This is a genomic window from Brevundimonas sp., assembly GCF_046295595.1.
GTDB lineage: Bacteria > Pseudomonadota > Alphaproteobacteria > Caulobacterales > Caulobacteraceae > Brevundimonas.
Genome location: NZ_JBKBMX010000002.1, coordinates 38,605 through 61,168, shown reverse-complemented (window position 1 = coordinate 61,168; position 22,564 = coordinate 38,605). Strand labels below are relative to the sequence as shown.

Annotated in this window: 21 protein-coding genes; 7 read left to right on the top strand and 14 right to left on the bottom strand. The window is 71.2% G+C overall.

Annotation, left to right across the window (positions count from 1 at the left end):
• Nucleotides 1-24 precede the first annotated feature (24 nt).
• Nucleotides 25-210, top strand: a complete 186-nt coding sequence (locus ACK4JY_RS01490) for a hypothetical protein (protein ID WP_409602429.1) — start codon at nucleotides 25-27, stop codon at nucleotides 208-210.
• On the opposite strand, the gene holA is transcribed toward ACK4JY_RS01490, so the two are convergent.
• From holA to ACK4JY_RS01470, 4 genes are all read right to left on the bottom strand, one after another.
• Complete coding sequence (gene holA / locus ACK4JY_RS01485; RefSeq protein WP_409602428.1) at nucleotides 207-1,259, bottom strand: DNA polymerase III subunit delta; 1,053 nt, start codon at nucleotides 1,257-1,259, stop codon at nucleotides 207-209. The two genes, ACK4JY_RS01490 and holA, sit on opposite strands and share 4 nt — an antisense overlap.
• 10 nt (nucleotides 1,260-1,269) lie before the next feature.
• Nucleotides 1,270-1,755: an LPS assembly lipoprotein LptE gene (gene lptE, locus ACK4JY_RS01480; protein ID WP_409602427.1), complete on the bottom strand. Its 486-nt coding sequence runs from the start codon at nucleotides 1,753-1,755 to the stop codon at nucleotides 1,270-1,272.
• Nucleotides 1,755-4,307, bottom strand: coding sequence for a leucine--tRNA ligase (gene leuS, locus ACK4JY_RS01475; protein ID WP_409602426.1), 2,553 nt, complete (start codon nucleotides 4,305-4,307; stop codon nucleotides 1,755-1,757). The genes lptE and leuS overlap by 1 nt, the downstream gene beginning before the upstream one ends.
• A gap of 63 nt (nucleotides 4,308-4,370) precedes the next feature.
• The gene (locus ACK4JY_RS01470; RefSeq protein WP_409602608.1) at nucleotides 4,371-4,811 is read right to left on the bottom strand and encodes a DUF3576 domain-containing protein; all 441 of its coding nucleotides are present in this window, start codon (nucleotides 4,809-4,811) and stop codon (nucleotides 4,371-4,373) included.
• Between the two features lie 355 nt (nucleotides 4,812-5,166).
• Here ACK4JY_RS01470 and ACK4JY_RS01465 point away from each other — a divergent pair, with 355 nt between their 5' ends.
• Nucleotides 5,167-5,580: an NtrZ family periplasmic regulatory protein gene (locus ACK4JY_RS01465; protein ID WP_409602425.1), complete on the top strand. Its 414-nt coding sequence runs from the start codon at nucleotides 5,167-5,169 to the stop codon at nucleotides 5,578-5,580.
• Here ACK4JY_RS01465 and ACK4JY_RS01460 read toward each other — a convergent pair.
• Nucleotides 5,577-6,236 (bottom strand): thiamine phosphate synthase, encoded by a 660-nt coding sequence (locus tag ACK4JY_RS01460; RefSeq protein ID WP_409602424.1) that lies wholly within the window; start codon nucleotides 6,234-6,236, stop codon nucleotides 5,577-5,579. The genes ACK4JY_RS01465 and ACK4JY_RS01460 overlap by 4 nt on opposite strands.
• Here ACK4JY_RS01460 and ACK4JY_RS01455 point away from each other — a divergent pair.
• Nucleotides 6,235-6,951, top strand: coding sequence for a YggS family pyridoxal phosphate-dependent enzyme (locus ACK4JY_RS01455; protein ID WP_409602423.1), 717 nt, complete (start codon nucleotides 6,235-6,237; stop codon nucleotides 6,949-6,951). The genes ACK4JY_RS01460 and ACK4JY_RS01455 overlap by 2 nt on opposite strands.
• A 62-nt stretch (nucleotides 6,952-7,013) precedes the next feature.
• Nucleotides 7,014-7,700: a response regulator transcription factor gene (locus ACK4JY_RS01450; RefSeq protein WP_409602422.1), complete on the top strand. Its 687-nt coding sequence runs from the start codon at nucleotides 7,014-7,016 to the stop codon at nucleotides 7,698-7,700.
• Here ACK4JY_RS01450 and ACK4JY_RS01445 read toward each other — a convergent pair.
• Complete coding sequence (locus ACK4JY_RS01445) at nucleotides 7,697-8,527, bottom strand: hypothetical protein (RefSeq protein ID WP_409602421.1); 831 nt, start codon at nucleotides 8,525-8,527, stop codon at nucleotides 7,697-7,699. The genes ACK4JY_RS01450 and ACK4JY_RS01445 overlap by 4 nt on opposite strands.
• Before the next feature lie 89 nt (nucleotides 8,528-8,616).
• On the opposite strand from ACK4JY_RS01445, the gene ACK4JY_RS01440 reads away from it, so the two are divergent.
• Nucleotides 8,617-10,026, top strand: coding sequence for an SLC13 family permease (locus ACK4JY_RS01440; protein ID WP_409602420.1), 1,410 nt, complete (start codon nucleotides 8,617-8,619; stop codon nucleotides 10,024-10,026).
• On the opposite strand, the gene ACK4JY_RS01435 is transcribed toward ACK4JY_RS01440, so the two are convergent.
• The 3 genes from ACK4JY_RS01435 to ACK4JY_RS01425 all read right to left on the bottom strand — a co-directional run bounded on the left by ACK4JY_RS01435 (nucleotide 10,023) and on the right by ACK4JY_RS01425 (nucleotide 14,482).
• On the bottom strand, nucleotides 10,023-10,817 hold the full coding sequence (locus ACK4JY_RS01435) for an exodeoxyribonuclease III (protein ID WP_409602419.1): 795 nt from the start codon (nucleotides 10,815-10,817) through the stop codon (nucleotides 10,023-10,025). The genes ACK4JY_RS01440 and ACK4JY_RS01435 overlap by 4 nt on opposite strands.
• A 277-nt stretch (nucleotides 10,818-11,094) precedes the next feature.
• Nucleotides 11,095-11,727: a LolA family protein gene (locus ACK4JY_RS01430; protein WP_409602418.1), complete on the bottom strand. Its 633-nt coding sequence runs from the start codon at nucleotides 11,725-11,727 to the stop codon at nucleotides 11,095-11,097.
• Between the two features lie 385 nt (nucleotides 11,728-12,112).
• Nucleotides 12,113-14,482: a DNA translocase FtsK 4TM domain-containing protein gene (locus ACK4JY_RS01425; protein WP_409602417.1), complete on the bottom strand. Its 2,370-nt coding sequence runs from the start codon at nucleotides 14,480-14,482 to the stop codon at nucleotides 12,113-12,115.
• Between the two features lie 134 nt (nucleotides 14,483-14,616).
• Here ACK4JY_RS01425 and ACK4JY_RS01420 point away from each other — a divergent pair, with 134 nt between their 5' ends.
• Nucleotides 14,617-15,870, top strand: coding sequence for a UbiH/UbiF/VisC/COQ6 family ubiquinone biosynthesis hydroxylase (locus ACK4JY_RS01420; RefSeq protein WP_409602416.1), 1,254 nt, complete (start codon nucleotides 14,617-14,619; stop codon nucleotides 15,868-15,870).
• Between the two features lie 109 nt (nucleotides 15,871-15,979).
• On the opposite strand, the gene ACK4JY_RS01415 is transcribed toward ACK4JY_RS01420, so the two are convergent.
• The 5 genes from ACK4JY_RS01415 to rpe all read right to left on the bottom strand — a co-directional run bounded on the left by ACK4JY_RS01415 (nucleotide 15,980) and on the right by rpe (nucleotide 20,454).
• The gene (locus ACK4JY_RS01415) at nucleotides 15,980-16,174 is read right to left on the bottom strand and encodes a Trm112 family protein (protein WP_409602415.1); all 195 of its coding nucleotides are present in this window, start codon (nucleotides 16,172-16,174) and stop codon (nucleotides 15,980-15,982) included.
• Between the two features lie 110 nt (nucleotides 16,175-16,284).
• The gene (locus tag ACK4JY_RS01410; RefSeq protein WP_409602414.1) at nucleotides 16,285-16,944 is read right to left on the bottom strand and encodes an LON peptidase substrate-binding domain-containing protein; all 660 of its coding nucleotides are present in this window, start codon (nucleotides 16,942-16,944) and stop codon (nucleotides 16,285-16,287) included.
• Between the two features lie 10 nt (nucleotides 16,945-16,954).
• Complete coding sequence (gene trxA / locus ACK4JY_RS01405; protein WP_409602413.1) at nucleotides 16,955-17,851, bottom strand: thioredoxin; 897 nt, start codon at nucleotides 17,849-17,851, stop codon at nucleotides 16,955-16,957.
• 120 nt (nucleotides 17,852-17,971) lie between these two features.
• On the bottom strand, nucleotides 17,972-19,783 hold the full coding sequence (locus ACK4JY_RS01400; RefSeq protein ID WP_409602412.1) for a heparinase II/III family protein: 1,812 nt from the start codon (nucleotides 19,781-19,783) through the stop codon (nucleotides 17,972-17,974).
• Nucleotides 19,780-20,454, bottom strand: coding sequence for a ribulose-phosphate 3-epimerase (gene rpe, locus ACK4JY_RS01395; protein WP_409602411.1), 675 nt, complete (start codon nucleotides 20,452-20,454; stop codon nucleotides 19,780-19,782). The genes ACK4JY_RS01400 and rpe overlap by 4 nt, the downstream gene beginning before the upstream one ends.
• A gap of 158 nt (nucleotides 20,455-20,612) precedes the next feature.
• On the opposite strand from rpe, the gene recQ reads away from it, so the two are divergent.
• Nucleotides 20,613-22,481, top strand: a complete 1,869-nt coding sequence (gene recQ, locus ACK4JY_RS01390; RefSeq protein ID WP_409602410.1) for a DNA helicase RecQ — start codon at nucleotides 20,613-20,615, stop codon at nucleotides 22,479-22,481.
• The last annotated feature ends 83 nt before the right edge of the window (nucleotides 22,482-22,564 follow it).

The window sequence follows — 22,564 nt, the reverse complement described above, 5'->3', positions numbered from 1 at the left end:
GGCCTCCCGTGCTACAGTGACCGCATGACCGACAAACCGAGCAATCCGACCGCCGAAGCGATGAAGAAGGCGCTGGCCGCCAAGAAGGCCGGCGGCGGCCCGGCGCACGGCGGTCTGGAAGGCGGCGCCCGGGCCGAACAGAAGGCCCAGCAGACCCGCAATCTGGCCCTGTCCAAGCCGGCCTTCCGCAAGGCGTCCAAGCGCGGCTAGAGCCCCAGGCGGCGGGCGCGGGCTGAAATTTCCAGCAACAGACGCTCGGCGATCAACTGGTCGGGCGATCCGGTCGTCTTGGTGGCGATGTCGGCGGCGTTGACGCTGTCCAGCACCTTGTCGAGGTCCTCGAGCCGCCAGCTGCGGGCCTGACGCAGCATCTCGGCCTCCTGTTTCCAGAACACCCCGGCCGATTTGGCCGCCTCCTTGGCCCCGGCGCCGTTGGCCTGCAGCACATTGATGCGGCGCAGCTTGCCGAGGTGGATCGAGGCCTGACGCACCGCCATGACGGGCGATTCGCCCTCGGCCAGGGCGCGGCGCAGGCCCGACTGGGCCGGGGCGGGGCGGCCGCCGAAGGCCTGCAGCGCCGCGTCCTGCAGCGAGGCGTCGGGCTCGACCCCGAGATGCAACTCGAGCTCGGCGACGTCGATCGTCTGGCCCGAGCCGGGCCCGATATAGAGCACCAGCCGCTCGATCTCCTGCCGCATCAGGCCGCGTTCGCGCGGCAGGCGCGACACGAAACGGTCCAGCGCATCCTGGGTCAGCCCGACCTTGTCGGCGGCGAGGGCCTCGCGCGTCATCCGGGCGACATCGCCGGTCTCGTCCTCATAACAGGCGATGCCAACTGCGCCATGAGACGCTTCCGCGGCCTTGCGCAGGGCGGAGTCGCGGCCCAGCGCCCCGGCCTCGATCACCAGCATGGCATCGGGATTGTAGCCGCCGTCGGCGTGGGTCTTGAGGGCGGCGGCCAGCATCTTGTCGATCGAGGCCTTTTCCGAGCCGAGCCGGACCCGGACGAGTCGACGGCCGCCGATCATCGACAGGGCGGTCAGGGCCTCCTCAAGGCGGGCCTCGTCGCCGTCGATGTCGCTGTCGGTCAGGACCGTGACGTTGAAGGGGTCGTTCAGGTCCGGCGTGATGGCCTTGCACAGCAGCGCAGCGCGCTCGGCCACCCCTGAGCGATCCTTGCCGTGGATGACGGCGGCGCGCACCGAACGGTCCGGCGTCTTGAGGAAGCGATCGACCTCGGGCCGTTTCGCCAGGATCATCGCCGGCCTGTCATGGCTGGCCTTGCAGGGCCAGCATCAGGGCCAGCCGGATCTCGCGCGCCAGTTCGGCGGCGGCGCGTTCCTCGCCGTCCTGTTGGGCGGCGATGGCGGCATAGGGCTGGTCGGCGGCGGCGTAGGTGGTGGTCACCGTCTCCGTGCCGGTCAGGGGCGTCCCGCCGGCGGCGGGGGTCAGGGTCCAGCGGCCGATGACGGTCAGCTCATAGCGGGTGGCGGTGTCGTCGATGCGGCGGCCGAGCGGACGGCGCGACTGCTCGGCCGTGGTCTCCAGCCGCCAGAGCGGGACTTGGGCGGCATCGCGGCCGAGGGCGTCCTCCAGCTGCTCGCGCAGCCGGTAGCCGAGCCGGTCGTCCTGGGTGGTGACGGCGATGCGGCTGAGCCCGGAGCCGACCCCGGCGTCGCCGTACAGGGGCGTGAAGCCGCAGCCGGCCAAGGCCAGTCCCGCCAGTGCGACAAGCCCAGGCCGGCGGGCGCGCATCAGCCGACCACCAGATTGACGATGCGATCCTTGACCACCACGATCTTCCTCACCGTCTGACCCTCCAGCCGCGCCTGAACGTCCGCGTCGGCCAGAACGATGGCCTCGACCGCCGCCGGCTCAAGGCCGCGGGCGACGCGAATTTCGCCGCGACGCTTGCCGTTGACCTGGATCGGCAGGGTGACCTCGTCGTCGGCCGCCAGCGCCGGGTCGTGCTCCGGCCACGGCGCGTCGAGGATCATCCCCGCTTCGCCCAGCCGCGTCCAGCCTTCCTCGGCGAGGTGGGGGGTGAAGGGGGCGACCAGGCGCAGCAGGGCCGACAGGGCCTGACGGCGGGCCTCGCCGCCGGCCGTGGCGTGGTCGCGGATGACGGCGACGAAGGCGTACAGCCGGGCGATCGCCGAGTTGAAGCGGAAGCCGGCGATGCCCTCGGACACGGCCTTGATGGCCTTGTGGGTCTCGCGCACGAGGGCGGCGTTGGCGGCCTCGTCGCCGGGGTCGGCGGGATCGAAGCCGTCGACCTCGGTCCAGACCCTCTGGACGAAGCGGCTGGCGCCCTCGACGCCGCCCGGGGTCCATTGCACGTCGCGCTCGGGCGGGCTGTCGGACAGGACGAACAGCCGGCCGGCGTCGACGCCATAGGTGTCGACAATCTCCTGCGGCGCGACGACGTTCTTCTTCGACTTCGACATCTTTTCGATGTCGCCGATGACCAGGGCCTCGCCGGTCGAGCGCTGGCGGGCCGAGCGCTGGCCAGCTTCGTTGAGCAGTTCGACGTCGGTGGGCTCGACCCAAGCCCCGTCGGGCCGGCGGTAGGTCTCGTGCACCACCATGCCCTGGGTGAACAGGCCGGCGAAGGGCTCGCGCACGCTCATCAGGCCGGCGTCGGACAGGGCGCGCGAGATGAAGCGGGCATACAGCAGGTGCAGGACGGCGTGCTCGACCCCGCCGATATACTGGTCGACCGGCAGCCATTTGTCGGCCGCCGCCTTCGAGATCGGTTCGGACGCCGCCGGATCGGTGAAGCGGGCGAAATACCAGCTGGAGTCGACAAAGGTGTCGAGGGTGTCGGTCTCGCGCGTCGCATCCTCGTGACACGACGGGCATTTGACGTGTTTCCACGTCGGGTGGCGATCCAGCGGATTGCCGGGGGTGTCGAAGGTGACATCCTTCGGCAGTTCGACCGGCAGGTCAGCGGCGGGGACGGCGCCGCACGACGGGCAGTGAACGATCGGGATGGGGCAGCCCCAGTAGCGCTGGCGGCTGACGCCCCAGTCGCGCAGGCGATAGATGGTCGCGCCCTCGCCCTGGTCGGCCGCCTCGACGCGGGCGATGGCTTCGGCCTTGGCCGTTTCGATGTCGAGACCGTCTAGGAAGTCGGAGTGGAAGATCGCGCCGGGACCGGTGTAAGCCTCTGTTCCGACAACGAAATCGTCTCCGGCGCCGTCCGGTCTCACGACCGGGATGACGGGCAGGTCGTATTTGCGGGCGAAGTCGAGGTCGCGCTGGTCATGGGCGGGACATCCGAAGATGGCGCCCGTGCCGTACTCCGACAGGATGAAGTTGGCGATCCAGACCGAGACCTCGCGGCCGTCGAACGGGTGAATCACCTTCAGGTCGGTGTCGAAGCCGACCTTTTCGGCCTGTTCGATCTCGGCCTGGGTGGAACCGCCCTTGCGGCATTCGGCGATGAAGGCGGCGGCGTCCGGGTTCGTCTCGCCGACGGCGCGGGCGACCGGATGATCGGGGGCGATGCCCATGAAGGACGCGCCGAACAGGGTGTCGGGGCGGGTGGTGTAGATCTCCAGCCCGTCCGGGGCGGCGGCGGGCGCCGCGCCGGCCCAGGCCCAGGTCATCTGCAGGCCCTTCGACCGGCCGATCCAGTTCTCCTGCATCAGCCGGACCTTGTCCGGCCAGCGGCCTTCCAGTTCCTTGAGCCCCTCGATCAGGTCGTCGGCATAGTCGGTGATGCGCAGGAACCACTGGTTCAGCTTGCGCTTCTCGACCACCGCGCCCGAGCGCCAGCCGCGGCCGTCGACGACCTGCTCATTGGCCAGGACGGTGTTGTCGACCGGATCCCAGTTGACGATCGAGTCCTTGCGATAGACCAGACCCCGTTTGAACAGTTCGAGGAACCAGGCCTGCTGCTGGCCATAATAGGCCGGGTCGCAGGTGGCGAATTCGCGCGACCAGTCCAGCGACAGGCCCAGCAGCTTCAGTTGTTCGCGCATGGCGGCGATGTTGGACCAGGTCCAGTCGCCGGGGTGGACGCCGCGCTCGATGGCGGCGTTCTCGGCCGGCAGGCCGAAGGCGTCCCAGCCCATCGGATGCAGGACGTCGAAGCCCTGGGCCCGTTTAGAGCGGGCCACGACGTCGCCCATCACATAGTTGCGGGCGTGTCCCATGTGGATGTTGCCCGACGGATAAGGAAACATCTCGAGAACGTAGTATTTGGGCTTCCCGGTCTCCGCGGTGGGCGCGCGGAAGGCGTCGGCCTCCGCCCAGCGGGCCTGCTGACGGGGTTCGGCGGTCTTGGGCTCGTATCGGGCCACGGCAATCCTTGAGGCGTCGCTCCTGAGGGCGAGCCTGAGGAGGCTATGGTCGGGAGGAGTTAATCAGCGGGCGTTCTGGAGGTTGAGCTGGCGCGCCTTGGTCAGGATCGCGTTCTCAAGATCCGTCTCGGTCTGGGCGGCCACTGCGGCGCCGACCCACTGCCCGGAGGCGTCGCGCACTTCCTTGGACACGGTGACGTTCAGGGCGTCGGCGCGCAAACGGGTGTCGAGAATGAACACCGTCGCCTTGAACCGCTCGTTCGGCGTCTGAGGGTCGGTGTACCAGTCGTAGTTGACGACGCCGCCCCACGGATCGGCGTTGGCCAGCGGCATGAAGCTGAGGGTGTCGAGCGTGGCGCGCCACAGGAAGGCGTTGACGCCAATGCCCGTCTGGCCGGCCGGGACGGGCTTGGCCCCGCCGCCCATGCCCGGGATCCCGCCGCATGCGCCCAACATCAGACCCGAGGCGATCAGGGCGACCGCTGCGCCGCGAACCAGCACCATCGAGACTCTCCATTCCATCGAGACGTGCAGCGGGCCGTCCCGCGCACGCGTCAGCCCGCCCGATAAGCGGATGCCGAAGCGACGCTCTATAACACGCTGAAAAGGGGCGATGACAAGGCGAAGTCGCATCGTTTCCGCCCACTGGCGGCGTTCGGCAGCCGCGACGCCCCTCCCGGACGATTCAGGGACGACTTTGGGGCGACCTCGATCCGTGACGCTCGCGCCACAGGAGTCCCGCAGAGTCATGCGGAACCCCGGGTAATGGGCCACGTTTCGTTGACCGGGCTGAACAGCGGTGTCTAATCGGCGCCAAGGACCGCGAGGGAAGCTTCCGTCGCGGCGTAAAGGGCAGGACATGCGCCAGAATACGCGCAAGAACGGCGCCGTCATCGCCGGAGCGGCCGCAGGGCTCATGCTCCTGGCCATGGCCGATGTCGCCTCGGCCCAAGCCGCTTCGTCACGCGCCCGCACGCCGGCCGTCAGCCTGACCGAAGCCCAGGCCGCCCGCGCCGCCACCGGCGCCAACCAGTCCCGCCTGCGGTTCACTGAACGCGGCCGTTGGGGCCTCGACCTCAACCTGAGCCAGCCGGTCGGGCGCGACAGCAACCTCGGCGATGTCGAGGCCGGCGCCTATTACCGCGTCAACCCGCGCCTGCGCGTCGGCGCCACCGCCGGTCTGGCCGAGCCCGAGGCCGATCCGGCCAGCGCGCCGCAGACGGACCGCCGGGCCGCGCCGCGCTTCCGTCTGGAATCGATCTTCCGCTTCTAGGCGTCGACCGGCCCGAAGGCCGCCCGAACCGCCCCCACCCCCGCCAGACCACAGGCCCCCGAGCGAACCAGCTCGCCTGCATTCTCGCCGGTGATCCCACCGAGGGCATAGACCGGGACGGCGGCCTGCCGGACCAGAGCCGCGAACGCCCCGACGCCGAGCGCCGGCCGGGCCGCTGAGGCTCCGCCGGCCGCGAACACCGGCGACAGCACGGCGGCATCGAGACCCTTGGCGCGGATCAGCGCCTCCGCCGAATGCACCGCCCCGGTGATGCGCCAGTCGGGTCGGGCCGCGGCTAGGCCGGGCCCCTGCCCGAGCGCCCGTTCCGGAAGATGGACGCCGTCCGCCCCGAGCGTTTCGGCCAGTTCCGCATCGAGACCGACCAGCAGCAGGCCGTTGCGTCGATGCGTCGCCTCGCGCAGGCGCAGGCCGGTCTCTCGGGCGTCGGCTGCGCCGAACGACCGGAACACGACCCCCGCCCCGACCGGCAGCCGCGCCGCCGTCTCCCATGGGCGCGGGGTGCGGACGGGGTCGGTGAAGAAGAGCAGCGGCGGCAGGTTCGGCGCCGGACGCCCGGCGGCGCGGCTGACATCGGCGGCGTCCCGTGCGAGGACCCGGGCGACGTCCCACAGACTATCCGCTTCGGACTGGTTCATGACCTCCTCTTCTTCCGATCCCGCTTCAGGGTCCAGCATCGCCGACCGTTTCGAGGCCGTGCGTCGCCGGATCGCCGGGGCCTGCCGCGACGCCGGACGCGATCCGGCATCGGCGGTCCTGACGGCCGTGACCAAGACCCAGTCGGCGGAGGCGCTGGAGGCGGCGCTGGCCACTGGCCAGCGGGTGTTCGGCGAGAACCGGGTGCAGGAAGCGCAAGCCCACTGGGTCGGACTGCGCGACGGCGTGGCCGATCTCGAACTGCGGCTGATCGGGCCGCTGCAGACCAACAAGGCCGCCGACGCCGTCGCCCTGTTCGACGTCGTCGAGACCCTCGACCGGGAGAAATTGGCCGACGCCCTCGCCGCCGCCGCCGACAAGGCGGGACGAACGCTTCGCGTCCTGATCCAAGTCAACACCGGCGCCGAGCCCCAGAAGGTCGGCGTCCCGCCGGAACAGGCCGACGGCCTGGTGCGATACGCCCGCGACAAGGGCCTGAATGTCGAGGGTCTGATGTGCATTCCGCCGGCGGACGAGGCGGCGGGCCCGCATTTCGCCCTGTTGCGCAAGATCGCCCGGCGCAACGGACTGGGCGTGCTGTCGATGGGGATGAGCGGCGACTACGAGACGGCGATCCGCTTCGGCGCGACCCATGTCCGGGTCGGATCGGCGTTGTTCGGGGAACGAAACCGTCCCGAAACCCCCTCTATTGACTGAAAACCGCTCCGCTTCGGGTCCAACCCTTGGCGGAACGGCCGACGCTCGCCATTCTGGTACCCATGCCCGCACCCAAGACCATCCTGATCATCGACGACGACGACGACCTGCGCGAGGCGCTGGCCGAGCAACTGGCCCTGCACGAGGCCTTCCGCCCGGTTCAGGCGGCGACGGCGATGGAGGGCGTGCGGATGGGCCGCGAGGTGCGCGCCGACCTGATCCTGCTGGACGTCGACCTGCCCGACATGGACGGGCGCGAGGCCTGCCGGCTGTTGCGCAAGGACGGCGTCTCGACGCCGATCATCATGCTGACGGGCCAGTCGTCGGACGCCGATACGGTGCTGGGGCTGGAGTCGGGGGCCAATGACTATGTCACCAAGCCGTTCCGGTTCGCCGTGTTGCTGGCCCGGATCCGCGCCCATCTGCGCAGCCACGAACAGTCCGAGGACGCCGTCTTCCGCATCGGCCCCTATGAGTTCCGGCCCGCCGCCAAGGTGCTGATCGACGACAAGGCGCGCAAGGTGCGGCTGACCGAGAAGGAAACCAGCATCCTCAAATACCTGTATCGCGCCGGGGCCAAGGCGGTGTCGCGCGAGGAGCTGTTGACCGAGGTTTGGGGCTACAACGCCGGGGTCACCACCCACACCCTGGAAACCCACATCTATCGGCTGCGCCAGAAGATCGAGCCGGAGCCGGGCCAGGCGCGGCTGCTGCTGACCGACGCCGGCGGCTACCGGCTGCAGCCCTAACCCGGACGCCACTCGCTGAGGGTCTCGCCCGTCGGCGTCTCGAAGGCGACGCGGTCCAGCTGCACCGCCGCCACGCAGACCGGGCGCTGATTCGGGTTGGCGGCGCGGCAGCGGATCGCCCGCCCGTCCGGGAAGGCCGCCATCCGGCCCTGCAGGCGGACCCGGTAGCCGGCCTCGAGGGCGATCAGCGGCGCGTCGCCCGCCTGCCGGATGGTGTGGGCGTAGGCGCGACCGTTGCGCCGGCCGATGCGGGAGCTTCCCGTTTCGAACACCGCAGCCAGTCCGACCGTTTGCGGCGAGGCCGCCGCCGCTCCGCTGGTCAGCGGATCGACCCGGATCGAGGGACAGCCGTCAGCAGCCATCCACGGCCGGGCGACCCAGAACCCCTCCACCGCCTCCCACTGATCCTGCCCGGTCCCGGCCGAGCGGGTCCAGTCGCCGGGGGTCAGGCTCAGATTGATGTTCTCGCGCTCCGGGCCCCAGGACCAGCGGGCCAAGCCATCGCCCACGCCCTCGGCCGGCGACGCCTCGGCGCCCTCGCAACCGAAGGCGAGGCGAATGTCGAACTGGCGGCCCGCCAGCGACTCGCCGCTCGCGGCCTCGGCCCCCGCGGCGTAGTCGGCGGCGGCCCGGTCGATGGCCGCGAGCAGGGCCCGCCGGTCGAGGGCGACCGGCCCGACCGGTGTCGCGGGCGCGCTCGTGGCGGGCGTGGCCGGCTCTGGCGAGGGCGCCGCAGGCTCGGCCTCTCTCTGGCAGGCGGCCGCAAGAAGACCAGCCGCCGCAGCCACGACGACCGGCAGGCGAAGAGGCGAGACCGGTTTCAGCATGGAACCAGCCTAACACGTCAATCGCTCAATTGGGGGCGGCTGACCCGAAAAGGTTGACCTGACCCGGGCGCGAGGGGCAGCAGGGCGAAATGAATTTCGATCAGATCGCGGCTCTGCTGGTGCTCGTCACCGTGGTCGGTGTGCTCATTCACGGTCGCGTCCGCGCCGATGTCGTGGCCCTCGCGGGCGCTGCGGCCCTGCTGCTGCTGGGCGTGGTGCGGCCGGTCGAGGTGCAGGGCGCCTTCGCCAGCCCGGCGGTCATCGCCCTCGCCGGCCTGTTCGTCATCGCCTACGCCATCGAGCTTTCCGGCCTGCTGGGCCTGATGATTCGCCAGGCCACCCGGCTGGCCGCGCGCGTCGGAGCAATCGGCATCTGGGCGGTGCTGGGCATGTGCGGGGTGCTGGGCGGCTTTCTGAACAACACCCCGGTGGTGGTGCTGGCCGCGCCGGTGATCCGCGACGTGGCCACGTCGCTGAAGCTGTCGCCGAAACGCTTCCTGATGCCGCTCAGCCACATTTCGGTGCTGGGCGGCCTGCTGACCCTGATCGGCACCTCGACCAATCTGCTGGTCAACGACATGGCGCGTAACGCCGGCCAGCCGGTGTTCAGCCTGTTCGAGATCACGCCGGTCGGCCTGTGCATCGCCGTCGCCGGCGGGCTGTGGCTGTATTTCGTCGGCGCCCGGCAACTGGGGCGCAGCGTCCAGGCCGACGAGGCCGAGCAGGCCCGGCTGGCGGCGATGGAGGAGGCGCGCCAGGAGGCGGAGGCCGAGCGAATCGCCCGCAGTCGCCGCCGCTTCCCGTTCGGGCTGCCGCGTCTGGGCGAGGCGCGCACCAATGACGACGGCTCCGGCGACGCCCATCTGGGCGACGTCGCGCTGTTCGGCGCGGCTGACCGGCCGTTCGATCTGCGGCGGTCGCTGATCGCGCTCGGGGTCTTCGTCCTTGTCGTGGCGGCGGCCGGGCTCGGCTGGGCTCCGATCGCCGCCGCGGCCTTCGCCGGGGCGGTCGCCCTGATCCTGCTGCGGGTGATCACCCCCGAGGAGGCCTACGCCGGTCTGCGACCGGAGATCCTGCTGCTGATCGCCGGCATGGTGGTGGTCGGGACCGCCATCGAGGTCACCGGACTGGCGGCGACCGGCGCCAGCGTCCTGATCGAGGTGCTGCGGCCGTTCGGTCCGCTGGTCGGGCTGATCATTCTGTACGGGGTGACCCTGTTCGCCACCGAGCTGTTGTCCAACGCGACGGTGGCGGTGCTGATCACGCCGATCGCCGTGGCCCTGGCGGAGAGTTTCGGGGTCGACCCGCGGCCATTCCTCGTCGGGGTGATGATGGCCGCCTCGGCCGCCTTCGCCACGCCGTTCGGATATCAGACCAATGTGCTGGTCTATCAGATGGGCAACTACAGCTACATGGACTTCGTCCGGGTCGGGCTGCCGCTGAACCTTGTGACTTGGGTGGCGGGGATGATCGCCATCCCGATCTTCTTCCCGTTCTAGACGTCGAGGTCCATGGTCACCGGGGCGTGGTCGCTCGGCTGGGTCCATTCGCGGACGGTGTCGTGGATGCGGGCGCTGGCGGGGACCACGGCAGGGGTCAGGCCGGGCGAGGTCCACAGGTGGTCGAGGCGCAGGCCGCGGTTGGACTTGCGGAAGTCGGCGGCGCGATAGCTCCACCAGCTGGCCAGCTTGACCGGCTCGGGGATCTGGTCGCGGACCACGTCGCAGAAGCCGCCCGCCGCCTGCAGCCGGCGCAGGGTCTCGACCTCCAGCGGCGTGTGGCTGACGATCTTCGACATATAGCGATGGTTCCAGACGTCGTTCTCGCCCGGCGCGATGTTGAAGTCGCCGGCGAGGACCAGCGGCCGCTGCTTGTCGCGCCCAGCCATCTCGGCGGTGAGCCGCTCGTAGAAATCCATCTTGTGATCGAATTTCGGGTTCAGGGCCCGGTCGGGCGTGTCGCCGCCGGCGGGGATGTAGAAATTCTGGATCTCGACGCCGTCGACCATGGCGGCCACGCAGCGGGCGTGGCCCTCGCGGCAGACATCCAGCTTCGGGGCCTCGGCGATCGGCTTGCGGCTGGCGATGGCGACGCCGTGCCAGCCCTTCTGACCGCCGATCTTCAGATGCGGCAGGCCCATGGCCTCGAAGGCGGCCCGCGGAAACTGGTCCTCAAGGCATTTGATCTCCTGCAGGCACAGGACGTCGGTTCCGCTCTCCCCGACGAAGCGGGCGACCTGGTCGATGCGCAGGCGGAGGGAGTTGATGTTCCAGGTGGCGATGCGAAGCATCCGGGCTTCTTAGTGGGAGCGCGTCCAAAAGGCTCCGCCTTATTCGACCCGGCGCGCTCCCGGCGCTCAGGCAGCGAGCGACCGCCTTGCGAGCGATAGCGCCCCCCTGAACACAAAGAGACGCCCGGCCGTCGCCGGCCGGGCGTTTGAAGGTTCGTCTCTCTCGCCGCCGGGAAGGGGATGAAATCCGTAGCGGTTGAGACCGGCTCCCGCCGATCTGTGGCGAAAACAACACGCCCGAGAAAAAATGTCAAGGCTGGTTCGCCCCGAAGGCGAGTCAGCCGCGGCGCGGGCGCTGGGTCGGGTCGCGCAGCTGGAACAGGCTGGCGGCGAGGCCCGGGGCCGGGCGCAGGCTGGTAAGCTGGGTGCGGGTGCGGCCGCCTTGGGCGTCGACGATGGTCCACTCCTGCAACCGCACCGGGTCGCCGGCGAAGGCGAGCACCACCGAACCGTCGTTGGGACGGCGCTGGTCGCGGGCGGTGATGGCGAAGGCGCCCGAGGCCATGCGCGTGACGCGGTCGATGCGCACGCCCTGGTCGAGGCGGACGGTGCGGGCGAGGAAGGTCGACAGCGGCGTCTGGCCCAGCGGCACCTGGCGGAAGACGTTGAGGCGCGGGTCGTAGCGTTTGACGTTCGAGCCGTCCGAGACGACCAGCAGGCCGGCCGGGTTGGTGTATTCGAAGCGCATCTTGCCTGGGCGCTGCAGATAGAAGCGACCCTCGCGGCGCGAGGCGCCCGAGGTCTCGACGAAATTGCCCTGGGCCGAGGTCAGGCCCTGCAGATAGGTCTGGGCCCGGGCGAGGACGGCGCGGTCCTCGGCCGACAGACTGGCCTGGGCGTGCGCCGGCAAGGCGGTGACAGCGGCGAGGGCGGCGGAGCCAAGGGCAAAGGCGCGGCGTGAGACGGTCATAGGGGTCTTCTCCCGTTCGGGATGGTTGATGTCTGCCGTCTTGCGGGACTGGTCTGGCGGAGGCGTGACCCGAGCCTGACCATATTCAGGCGCTCCGATGAAGCCCCGTTCAGCTTCATCCGGCCCACGGCGGCCCGGATAACGTCTTCGGTCCGGCTCCGTTGCCCGGGCAGGGGAAAAGTGTCCGTGAAAAAATTCGTGGGACACTCGGACACTTCGGACACTTTGGTCTCCCTTCCGACCGCCCTGACGGAGGCCAGCCGGGATTATACGCCCGCCCCGGGGGCATGCTCGGTATAAGGCCTGAAAAAGACTGAAAGCCTTGCTGCTTCAACCGGTTGGCGCGCGGAAAAGTGCGGGAAGTGCGGTAACCGGCGCCCGTTGGCTACATCGGCGGCGGGCCGGCGAGGACGTCGCGCTTGCCGGCGTGGTTGGCGGGGCTGACCACGCCCTCCTGCTCCATCTTCTCGATCAGGGACGCGGCGCGGTTGTAGCCGATCTGCAGCCGGCGCTGGATGTAGCTGGTCGAGGCCTTGCGGTCGCGCGTGACCACGGCCACGGCGCGGTCGTACAGATCGTCACCCGAGCCGCCGCCCTCGTCGAAGCCGGCCGCGTCGCCGTCGCCGTCGGGATCATCGGTGATCAGGTCCAGATAGTCGGGCTCGGCCTGCGACCGCAGGTGTTTGCAGACCTCGTCGACCTCCTGATCGGTCACGAACGGGCCGTGCAGGCGGGTGATGCGGCCGCCGCCGGCCATGTAGAGCATGTCGCCCTGGCCCAGCAGCTGTTCGCCGCCCTGTTCGCCGAGGATGGTGCGGCTGTCGATCTTGGAGGTGACCTGGAAGCTGATCCGGGTCGGGAAGTTAGCCTTGATGGTGCCGGTGATGACGTCGACCGACGGGCGCTGGGTGGCCATGATCAGATGGATGCCGGCGGCGCGGGCCATCTGGGCCAGACGCTGGACCGCGCCCTCGACGTCCTTGCCGGCGACCAGCATCAGGTCGGCCATCTCGTCCATGACGACGACGAGGAAGGGCAGGGGTTCGGGGCGGATCTTCTCGGACTCGTAGACCGGGCGGCCCTGGTCGTCGAAGCCGGTCTGGACGGTGCGTTCGAAATGCTCGCCCTTGGCCACGGCCTCGCGGGCGCGCTCGTTGTAGGAGGCGATGTTGCGCACGCCGAGCTTGGACATGCGCCGATAGCGGTCCTCCATCTCGCGCACGGTCCATTTCAGCGCGACGACGGCCTTCTTGGGATCGGTGACGACCGGAGCCAGCAGGTGCGGGATGCCGTCATAGACCGACAGCTCCAGCATCTTGGGGTCGATCATGATGAAGCGGCACTCGGCCGGGCTGTGGCGATACAGGATCGACAGGATCATGGCGTTGACCCCGACCGACTTGCCCGAGCCGGTGGTGCCGGCGATCAGCAGGTGGGGCATGCGCGCCAGATCGGCGACATAGGGCTCGCCGCCGATGGTCTCGCCCAGCGCCAGCGGCAGCAGATGCGCCGGCTTGTCGTATTCGGCCGAGGCCAGCAGGTCGCGTAGATAGACGGTCTCGCGCTTCGCATTGGGCAGTTCGATGCCGATGGCGTTGCGGCCGGGCACGACCGAGATGCGGCAGGCGCGGGCGCTCATCGAGCGGGCGATGTCGTCCGACAGGGCGACGACGCGGCCGTGCTTGACGCCGGGCGCGGGCACCAGTTCGTACAGGGTGACGACGGGGCCGGGGCGGATCTGGTCGATCACGCCGCGCACGCCGAATTCCTGCAGCACGCCCTCCAGCATCTTGGCGTTCTGCTTCAGCGCCTCCTCGTCGACCGAGGCGACGCGCTTGGCCGGCTTGGTCAGCATGGCCAGCGGCGGCAGGTCGAAGCCGGTCGAGGGTTTGGCGAAGTCGAAGGCGACCTGGCTGTCGTCGAGCTCACGCTTCGACGGTTTGGGCGCGCGCGGGGCCGCCACCTTCGGCTCGGCCGCGCCGCGGGCCGGGGTCGGGACCGGCTCGCGCCACGGCGGGTCCTCGTCCGAATCCAGCGACAGCGGGGCGTCGTCTTCCGGCTCGGGCGCGGGACGGGGCCGGGGCGGAGCCTTGGCGGCCTTGCGGCGGATGTCGGCGACGGGCGCCGGAGCGGAGCGGCGCAGGCCGCGGGCCCAGTCGAGGCCGTCGCCGAGGTCGGCGAAGCGCAGGCCGATGGCGTAGCCGAGGCTCCACAACGCCAGCGGCAGGAACAGGACGCCGGCGCCGATCGCCGCGCCCGGCAGGCGCAGGGCGGCGAAGGCCATGCGCACCAGGCCGACGAGGGCGTCGCCCCACAGGCCGCCGAGCCCGGTCGCCAGCGGCCAGGCCGCCGGGGCCGCGAGGGCCGACAGGGCGGCGGACAGGGCCAGCACGCCGACCGTGGCGGCGAAGGCCTTGAACGGGGTCGGCTTGAGCCGCTGCTGGACGGCGTCGCCGATCGCCCCGGCGAGGCCGAAGGCGATCAGCAGCAGGGCCGCGGGCCATGCCGCGAGGCCAAGCGACTGCATGAACAGGTCGGCGAACAGGGCCCCGTTCAGGCCCAGCCAGTTGGTCGGCGCGATCGAAGAGGCGGCGTTGAGGCTGGGGTCGGCCGGATTCCACGAGATCAGGGACGCCAGCAGCAGGGCCGCCAGCAGCGCCTGCAGCACCCCGCGGAAGCGCACCACGAACGGCGCGCTCCACAGGATGCGGGCGCTCTCGAAGGCGCGGTGGCCGAGGGCGAGGGCGGCGGACATACGGCGGCGGACTCCGGGAATACAGGGCTCCGGCCACTGTCGGCCCGACAGGGTTAAGGGGCTGTTTACCGGCCTTTGCGCGGCTCCCACTTTGCCGCACTGGACCTTACGGCCCCGCGGCGCGACAAGCGGGCATGACCGAGACGGATCGATACGACGTGATCATCGCCGGAGCCGGGCTGGCGGGGGCGACCTTCGCCCTCGCCGCGGCCCGGGGCGGGCTGAACGTCGTGCTGGTCGATCCGCAGCCGTTTTCGGCCCAGTTGGCCCCGTCGTTCGACGGGCGCTCGACCGCCATCGCCTTTTCGACTTTCCGCATGCTCGATGCGCTGGGCGTCGGCGAAGGCCTGCGGCCGCACGCCTGCCGCATGGACCGGATTCTGGTCACCGACGGACGCCGGCCGGGGGCGGCGTCGCGTCCCGCCTCGTCAGCCTTTCTGCGTTTCGACGCCGATGAGATCGGCGACCGCACCGACGGCGAGCCGCTGGGCTATATGGTCGAGAACCGGCGCATCCGCGTCGCCCTCGCAGAGGCGGTGACGGCGGCGGGCCTCGAGGTCCGCGCCCCGGCCTCGGTCGACCGGGTCGAGGCCGGTCCGGGGCTGGCCACCGTGACGCTGGCGGACGGCGCCGTGCTGCGCGCGCCGCTGGTGGTCGGGGCCGAGGGCCGCGGGTCGCGCGTGCGGCGCGAGGCCGGCATCGACACGGTCGGCTGGGACTATGGCCAGAGCGGCGTCGTCGCCACCGTGGCCATGGGCCGCGACCACGGCAATGTCGCCCATGAGTATTTCCTGCCCTCGGGCCCGTTCGCCATCCTGCCGCTGACCGACCGGCGCGCCAGCCTGGTGTGGACCGAGACGACGCGGCGGGCCGAGGCGCTGAAGGCGGCGTCGGACGAGGCCTTCCACGCCCATCTGATGCGGCGGTTCGGCGATTTCCTCGAGGATGTCTCGGTGGTGGGGCCGCGCTTCGTCTATCCGCTGTCGCTGCAGCTGGCGGAAAACCTGACGGCGCCGCGCATCGCCCTGATCGGTGACGCCGCCCACGGGGTCCATCCGGTGGCCGGCCAGGGGCTGAACATGGGGCTGAAGGACGCCGCGGCCCTCGCCGAGGTGCTGGTCGACGCCCTGCGGCTGGGCGAGGAAATCGGCTCCGAAACGGTGCTGGACCGCTACGCCCGCTGGCGCCGGTTCGACAATGCGGCCCTGACGGCCGGCTTCGACGGCTTCGTGCGGCTGTTCTCCAACGACCTGGCCCCGGTCCGGCTGGCGCGCGATCTCGGCATCGCCGCCGTCAACCGCATCGCCCCGCTGCGTCGCGCCTTCATGCACGAGGCGGGCGGCGCGACCGGCGATCTGCCGCGGCTGCTGCGCGGTGAGGCGCTCTGAGGGGTGGCTGGTGGCTAGTGATTGGCCGCTTTCCTGCCTGCGGAAGGGCGGCGCGGCCGGCGCCGACGCACAGGCGCCGGCCAGCCACTAACCACTAGGCACTAATCACTCAGTCCAGCTTGCGCGCTTCCTCGGCCAGCATGATCGGCACGCCGTCGCGGATCGGGAAGGCCAGCTTCGCGCCCTTGGAAACCAGTTCCTGTCGTTCGCGGTCCCAGGTCAGGCGGCCGCGCGTGACCGGGCAGACCAGCACCTCGAGCAGGCGCGGATCGACGGAGGCGGGGGTGTGGAAGGCGTCGGACATGGGGGGAGGTTATAGGGATTAGGGATGAGGGACTAGGGATGAGGACGCCGCAGGGCGCGGAGGGCTGTATGGCGCGCATCTCCCTCATCCCATCCCCGATCCCTCATCCCTCACTGCATCGACGGCGCATCCCCGTCGCCTGAATCCGCCGCGTCGATGGTCAGCAGGGCGGTCAGGACGGCGGATCGGTCGGTCAGGCTGTCGGCCTCGAGCAGCGCCTGCTTCTCCGGCGGCTCGAACGGCAGGGCCATGGACAGGCTGTTGACCAGGGCCTCGGGCGGCGCGGTCTCGGCCGTGTCCCAGTCGATGTCGAGGCCGCGCGTCTCCAGATAGGCGCGCAGGGCGTCCAGCAGGCCGTCGCGATCAAGGCCGATGTCATCGACCGGCGGATCGGCGAGGTCTGCCTCGAACGGGGCGAAGTCGGCGCGGATCTGGCGGTAGGGGGTGCGGGTCGGCAGTTCGCTGCCGAGGCGGAAGCGGGCGCAGCCGGTCAGGGTGATCAGATAGCGGCCGTCCGAGGTCTCGGCGAAGCTGGTGATGCGGCCGGCGCAGCCGATCGGCGACAGGCCGGGCAGGGCGTCCGGACCGGGCTGGGGCTGGATCATGCCGATGATCCGGTCGCCGGCCATGGCGTCGTCGATCATGTTCAGATAGCGCGGCTCGAAGATGTTGAGCGGCAGCTGGCCGCGCGGCAGCAGGATGGCGCCGGGCAGCGGAAAGACCGGAATGACCTGCGGCAGGTCGGCGGCCCTGACATAGCCCTGCGCCATGCGGAGCCCCCTAGGCGAACAGGATGGAAGACAGACGGCGACGGCCGTCACGGGCGATCTCGGACGACGGCCCCGCCGCTTCGAACACGACGAGGAGCTGCTTGCGGGCGGCCTGGTCGTTCCACTCGCGATCGGCCGCGACGATGGCCAGCAGGCTGTTTACCGCGCGCTGCAGATCGCCGGCGGCGGCCTGGGCCAGCGACAGGTCGTAGCGGGCCTGATGATCGCCCGGGTCGGCGGCGACGCGGGCTTGCAGCTCCGTGCTGGCGCCGGCGGGCGCGGCCGAGGCGAGGGCCAACTGGGCGCGGATCGACTGGACCTGGGCGTTCTTCGACTCGGCCGGGGCCATGGCGAGGGTCTGGCGCGCCTGGTCGGGGTCGCCGTCGGCGAGATAGACCCGGGCCATGCCGGCGATCGCGCCTTCGTGGCCCGGCTCCAGCGTCATCACCTGGGCGAAGGCCTGGGCGGCGCCGCCGAGATCGTTCAGCGACAGCGATTCCTCGCCCATCGACATCAGCTGTTCGATATCGGAATTGGCGCTCTCGCCGCCGGTCAGCTTGTCGATGAAGGCCTTGAGCTGGCTTTCCGGCACCGCGCCCTGGAAGCCGTCGACCGGCTGGCCGTTGACGAAGGCGTAGACCGTCGGGATCGACTGGACGCGCAGCTGGCCAGCGTAGGCCGGGTTCTTGTCGACGTCGATCTTGACCAGCTTGACCGCCCCGCCGGCGGCGCGGACGGCTTTTTCGATCATCGGCGTCAGCGTCCGGCACGGTCCGCACCAGGTGGCCCAGAAGTCGACCAGCACCGGCTGGGTCTTCGACTGCTCGATGACGTCGGCCATGAAGCCGGCGTCGGAGCCCTCCTTGATCAGGTCGTCTGGCAGGGCGGTGGGGTCGGCGAGGCTCATCGGTCGATCCTGTGGTCGGAAACAGCGTAACGCGGCAGTCCGCAGATGGTCGCGGCGACCGTTCGTCTCAAGTGGCGGGCGCCCGGCCGCGCTCAAGTAGGGCGAAGCGCGGTAGCGCCACTAGGTGGGATCGCCGCCCGCCCCGGCGGGGCTCAGCTTCCAGCGGATCTTGGTCTCGGAATCGGTGCGGGCCGAACCGCGCACGACGATCTGCAGCGAACGGCGGGTCAGGCCCTCGTCGATATGCACCGAGGGCTCGATGGCCACGTCGGGGCCGTCGGTGCGGAACCACCAGCCGCGCCCGGAATGGCCGCGCAGCAGGATCGAGCGGCGGTCGCGGGCCAGCGAGGCCTGGATGCCCGGCTCCAGCTGGAAACGGATGGCGTAGGGGGCGGCGATGGCGCGGACCACCTCCTTCTGGCCGGGCGACGGGTGCAGCCGCTCCTCGGCGCGCAGTTCGTCCAGCCGCTGGTCGAGATAGAGGCGGCGCTGGTGCAGCAGGCCGTAGGCGTGGACCCAGCCGTCGTGCTCGGCCTCGAGCCAGACGGCGCCCTCGCCGTCCCGCCGATGGGTCTCGACGTGCAACGGCCGGCCGATCAGCCGGTGCCCCAGCAGCTCGCCCTTCCAGCCGCCCAGCGGCGAGGCGGTCGAGGTCTCGCCCAGCGTCAGGGTCGAATGGCCGGGGGCCAGCCGCAGGCCCTGACGATCGGCGGCGCGCGGGGTCCAGCCGCAGCCGGTGACCAGGCGGTCGCGGCCGCACACGATCTCGAGCGCCAGCGGCTGGGCGCAGGCGGACGCCGACCAGGCGCCGCGGGCCGGGCCGGCGACGTCGGCGGCGACGGTCAGCAGCGGGCTGCGGACGCGGGCGACGCCGCCGACGGTTCCGGTCGGCGGCTCCCCGCGGTCGACCTCGTCATGGGCGACGGCGGCGGCGATGCGGGCGGCGCTGGACGGTCCGCCGCCCTGCAGCGTCATCAGGCGGCCGTCCGGCAGGGTCTGGAAGCGGGTCGCCCTGGTCAGGCGCTGGATGGCCGTCAACACCGCCGGCGGCGGGGCCTCGGACAGCTGGGACAGAGCGTCTTCCAGCGTCAGCAGGTCGAGCAGCAGCTCCAGCCCCGCCTCCGGGCTGCGCGAGGCGTGGGCGCCGTCCTCGCCGATGGTGCGCGCGAGGGCCGCGGGCAGGGCGGCGAGGGCGCGGCGGCGCAGGCCGGCCCCGGGCGCGCCGGCCAGCACGCAGCCGGCGACGGCGGCGGCGATCAGACGCGTGGCCCGGGCGGCCGGGCCGCCGGGCGGGCGCAGCAGCTGGCGCGCCTGACGGCCGAGCCCGTCGGCGAGCCGCAGCCGCTCGGCCTCGGTGGCGACCTGGCCCATGCGGCGCGCGGCGCAGGCGAGGTTGAAGGTGCGCCGGGCAAGGATCTCGGGGTCCCAGGCGAACGGCGACCAGCGGGCGAACACCGTGGCCCAGGTCAGGGTCAGGCGCAGGGCCTCGCGCGCGCCGCGCTCGCCTTCCAGCATCAGCGACGGCAGCCAGGCGAAGGCGTGCAGTTCGGCGGCGAAGGCGCGGGTCGGACTGGGCCGGTTCCACGGATCCTCGGGCGCGGGCGCCTCGAGACTGGCGCCGGAGAGCTGGAATTTGCCGCCGAGGGCCAGTTTGCCCGGGGCCGGATCGACCGGGCGGAACTCGCGCGGGGTGGCGGCGAAGCCCTGGGCGACGCGGCCCTTCAGGGTCAGGGCGTAGCCGGGCAGGCCGTAGAGCTCGATCCACAGCTGGCGGCCCAGCAGGCGGCCGATGATGGCGGGCCACAGGCCGGGGCCGGTGGCGGCGTCGACGGTGCGCACCGGGGTCCGCATCGGCGCCCCGCGCAGACCCGGGATCTCGCCGGGCGCGGGACCGTCGGCTTCGGGGCGGGTGAAGGGTCCGATCGGGCTCATGCCGCCGGGCGTTCGGCGGCCTTCAGGGCCCGGATGTTGTCGGCATAGGCGGACGGTCCGCCGCGGAACACGGCCGTGCCGGCGACCAGGGCGTCGGCGCCGGCGGCGACGCAGGCTCCCGCGTTGGCGGCGGTGACGCCGCCGTCGACCTGCAGATGGGCCGGCGATCCGGCCGCGTCGAGCAGGGCGCGCGTCCGCTCGATCTTGCGCAGGGTGGAGGGGATGAAGGACTGGCCGCCGAAGCCGGGATTGACCGACATCAGCAGCACGAGGTCGACGAGTTCGATGACGTCCTCGAGCACCGACAGGGGCGTGCCGGGGTTCAGCACCACCCCGGCGCTGGCGCCGAGCTGGCGGATGCGGCCGAGGGTGCGGTGCAGATGCGGGCCGCTCTCGGGGTGGACGGTCAGATAGTCCGCCCCCGCCTCGCGGTAGGCCTCCAGCCACGGATCGACCGGGGCGACCATCAGATGCACGTCGAACGGCAGGGTGGTGTGCGGCCGCAAGGCCTTCACCACGTCCGGGCCGATCGTGATGTTGGGCACGAAATGGCCGTCCATGACGTCGACATGGATCCAGTCGGCGCCGGCCGCCTCGAGGGCGGCGACCTCCTCGCCCAGACGGGCGAAGTCGCTGGCGAGAATGGAGGGGCAGATCAGGGGGGCAGGCATGGTCCGGGGATAAGGCGGGTCGCGGGCCGTAGCAAGGCGCGGGCGGGGTTTCGGACGCCGCCCCGGCTACACGGTTGGGTCATCGCCGGCGCCGACATCGTCCGGCGAGGGGGACGACGGCCGTTCACACACCGGAACAAATGAGGCACAAGGCGGCGATGCTCGCTGACTCGCTCCCGACCGCCGCCTCGCCCTCCCTGGCCGACGCGCGCGCCACCCTCGAGCGGGTCTGGGGCCATCCGGACTTCCGCGGCCGTCAGGCCGAGGTGGTCGAGGAGGTGCTGGCCGGCCGCGACGTGCTGGCCGTACTGCCCACCGGCGGCGGCAAGAGCGTCTGCTACCAGATCCCGGCCATGCTGCGATCCGGTCTCGGCCTGGTGGTGTCGCCGCTGATCGCGCTGATGACCGACCAGGTAGAGGCGCTGAAGCAGCAGGGGGTGGCTGCCGCCCGGCTCGATTCCGGCGTCTCGATGGACGACCGCTCGGAGATCTGGCGCGCGGCGCGGGCCGGCGAGCTGGACCTGCTCTATGTCTCGCCCGAGGGACTGGCCCAGCCCCACCTGATCGACCGGCTGCATGACCTGCCGCTGTCGCTGATCGCCATCGACGAGGCCCACTGCGTCTCGCAGTGGGGGCATGACTTCCGGCCCGACTACCGGACCCTGGGCCGTCTGGCCGAGCTGTTCCCCGGCGTGCCGCGCGTGGCCGTCACGGCCACGGCCGACGCCCGCACCCGCGAGGACATCGTCCGCTCCCTGCGGCTCGGCGAGGCCCGGGTGGTGGTCGACAGCTTCGCCCGGCCGAACCTGCAGCTGCTGGCGGTGCGCAAGGAGAACGGCTCGCGGGCCCGCACCGACGCGGCGGTGATCGAGCTGGTGCGCCAGCGGCGCGGCAAGTCGGGCGTGGTCTATTGCGGCTCGCGCGACGGCTGCGAGCGCGTCGCCCAGGCCCTGCGCGACGCCGGGACCAACGCCATCGCCTATCACGCCGGCATGGAGGCGCGCGACCGCGACCGCCGGCTGGAGCGGTTCCTCGCCGAGGACGGGGCGGTGATGGTGGCGACCATCGCCTTCGGCATGGGCGTCGACAAGGCCGACGTCCGCTTCGTCATCCACGCCGATCCGCCCGGCTCGCTGGAAGCCTACTGGCAGGAGATCGGCCGCGCCGGGCGCGACGGCGAGCCGGCCGAGGGCATCACCCTGTACGGACCGTCGGACATCGCCTGGACGCTGCGGCGGCTCGACGGCCGGCCGATGGCCGAAGAGGTCAAGGCGGTGCAGGTGAAGAAGGCCCGCCAGCTGTTCGCCATGCTGGACGGGGCGGTCTGCCGCCCGCAGGCGGTGCGACGCTATTTCGGCGAGACCGGGGCGGAGCCGTGCGGCGTCTGCGACATCTGCCAGGACCCGCCGGCCCAGTTCGACGCCACCGTCCCGGCCCAGAAGGCCCTCGCTGCCGTCCAGCGACTGGGCGAGCGTTTCGGTCGGGGGCGGGTCATCGACCACCTGCTGGGCAAGACGAAGGACGTCCAGCCGTGGGAGACGGCCCTGTCGACCTGGGCCATCGGCGCCGACACCGCCCTGTACACCTGGCGCGACGTGGTCGACCATCTGATGTTCGAGGGCCTGCTGGTCGAGGACCCGAACGACGGCAAGCCGCTGGTGCGGCTGGGCGACCCCGAGGCCGTGCGGGCCGTCTATCGCGGCGAGCGGGTGGTCGACGTCCGTCTGGCCCCGGCCCGCGCCGTCGCGGCGAAGGAGCGGGTGCGCACCGGCCGCAACGCGGCGCTGGAGACCATGGACGCCGATGTCCGGGCCCGGTTCGAGACCCTGCGGGCGTGGCGGCGCGACCGGGCGGCCGAGCAAAGGGTGCCGCCCTACGTCATCTTCCAGGACAAGACCCTGCTGGAAATCGCCATGGCCGAACCGGCCGATCTCGAGCGGCTGGCGCATATTCCCGGCGTCGGTCAGACCAAATTGGACCGGTATGGCAAGGGCGTACTGGCCGCCCTGTCGCACCAGCCGGCCTGACGCCGCCCCGAACGCCGTTCCGCCGGTAAGATTCAGTCAAGGTCTCGGAAGGGGGGCCTTAAACTTTCGGCGTCACAGTTCGG

Coding starts and splice junctions, on each gene's coding strand:
- ACK4JY_RS01425 (WP_409602417.1), bottom strand. CDS start 14,482: ATGTCCGCCGCCCTCGCCCTCGGCCACCGCGCCTTCGAGAGCGCCCGC.
- trxA (WP_409602413.1), bottom strand. CDS start 17,851: ATGAGCCTCGCCGACCCCACCGCCCTGCCAGACGACCTGATCAAGGAG.
- ACK4JY_RS01410 (WP_409602414.1), bottom strand. CDS start 16,944: ATGGCGCAGGGCTATGTCAGGGCCGCCGACCTGCCGCAGGTCATTCCG.
- ACK4JY_RS01465 (WP_409602425.1), top strand. CDS start 5,167: ATGCGCCAGAATACGCGCAAGAACGGCGCCGTCATCGCCGGAGCGGCC.
- ACK4JY_RS01430 (WP_409602418.1), bottom strand. CDS start 11,727: ATGACCGTCTCACGCCGCGCCTTTGCCCTTGGCTCCGCCGCCCTCGCC.
- ACK4JY_RS01450 (WP_409602422.1), top strand. CDS start 7,014: ATGCCCGCACCCAAGACCATCCTGATCATCGACGACGACGACGACCTG.
- ACK4JY_RS01490 (WP_409602429.1), top strand. CDS start 25: ATGACCGACAAACCGAGCAATCCGACCGCCGAAGCGATGAAGAAGGCG.
- ACK4JY_RS01415 (WP_409602415.1), bottom strand. CDS start 16,174: ATGTCCGACGCCTTCCACACCCCCGCCTCCGTCGATCCGCGCCTGCTC.
- ACK4JY_RS01420 (WP_409602416.1), top strand. CDS start 14,617: ATGACCGAGACGGATCGATACGACGTGATCATCGCCGGAGCCGGGCTG.
- recQ (WP_409602410.1), top strand. CDS start 20,613: ATGCTCGCTGACTCGCTCCCGACCGCCGCCTCGCCCTCCCTGGCCGAC.
- rpe (WP_409602411.1), bottom strand. CDS start 20,454: ATGCCTGCCCCCCTGATCTGCCCCTCCATTCTCGCCAGCGACTTCGCC.
- lptE (WP_409602427.1), bottom strand. CDS start 1,755: ATGCGCGCCCGCCGGCCTGGGCTTGTCGCACTGGCGGGACTGGCCTTG.
- ACK4JY_RS01435 (WP_409602419.1), bottom strand. CDS start 10,817: ATGCTTCGCATCGCCACCTGGAACATCAACTCCCTCCGCCTGCGCATC.
- holA (WP_409602428.1), bottom strand. CDS start 1,259: ATGATCCTGGCGAAACGGCCCGAGGTCGATCGCTTCCTCAAGACGCCG.
- ACK4JY_RS01470 (WP_409602608.1), bottom strand. CDS start 4,811: ATGGTGCTGGTTCGCGGCGCAGCGGTCGCCCTGATCGCCTCGGGTCTG.
- ACK4JY_RS01440 (WP_409602420.1), top strand. CDS start 8,617: ATGAATTTCGATCAGATCGCGGCTCTGCTGGTGCTCGTCACCGTGGTC.
- ACK4JY_RS01445 (WP_409602421.1), bottom strand. CDS start 8,527: ATGCTGAAACCGGTCTCGCCTCTTCGCCTGCCGGTCGTCGTGGCTGCG.
- ACK4JY_RS01455 (WP_409602423.1), top strand. CDS start 6,235: ATGACCTCCTCTTCTTCCGATCCCGCTTCAGGGTCCAGCATCGCCGAC.
- ACK4JY_RS01460 (WP_409602424.1), bottom strand. CDS start 6,236: ATGAACCAGTCCGAAGCGGATAGTCTGTGGGACGTCGCCCGGGTCCTC.
- ACK4JY_RS01400 (WP_409602412.1), bottom strand. CDS start 19,783: ATGAGCCCGATCGGACCCTTCACCCGCCCCGAAGCCGACGGTCCCGCG.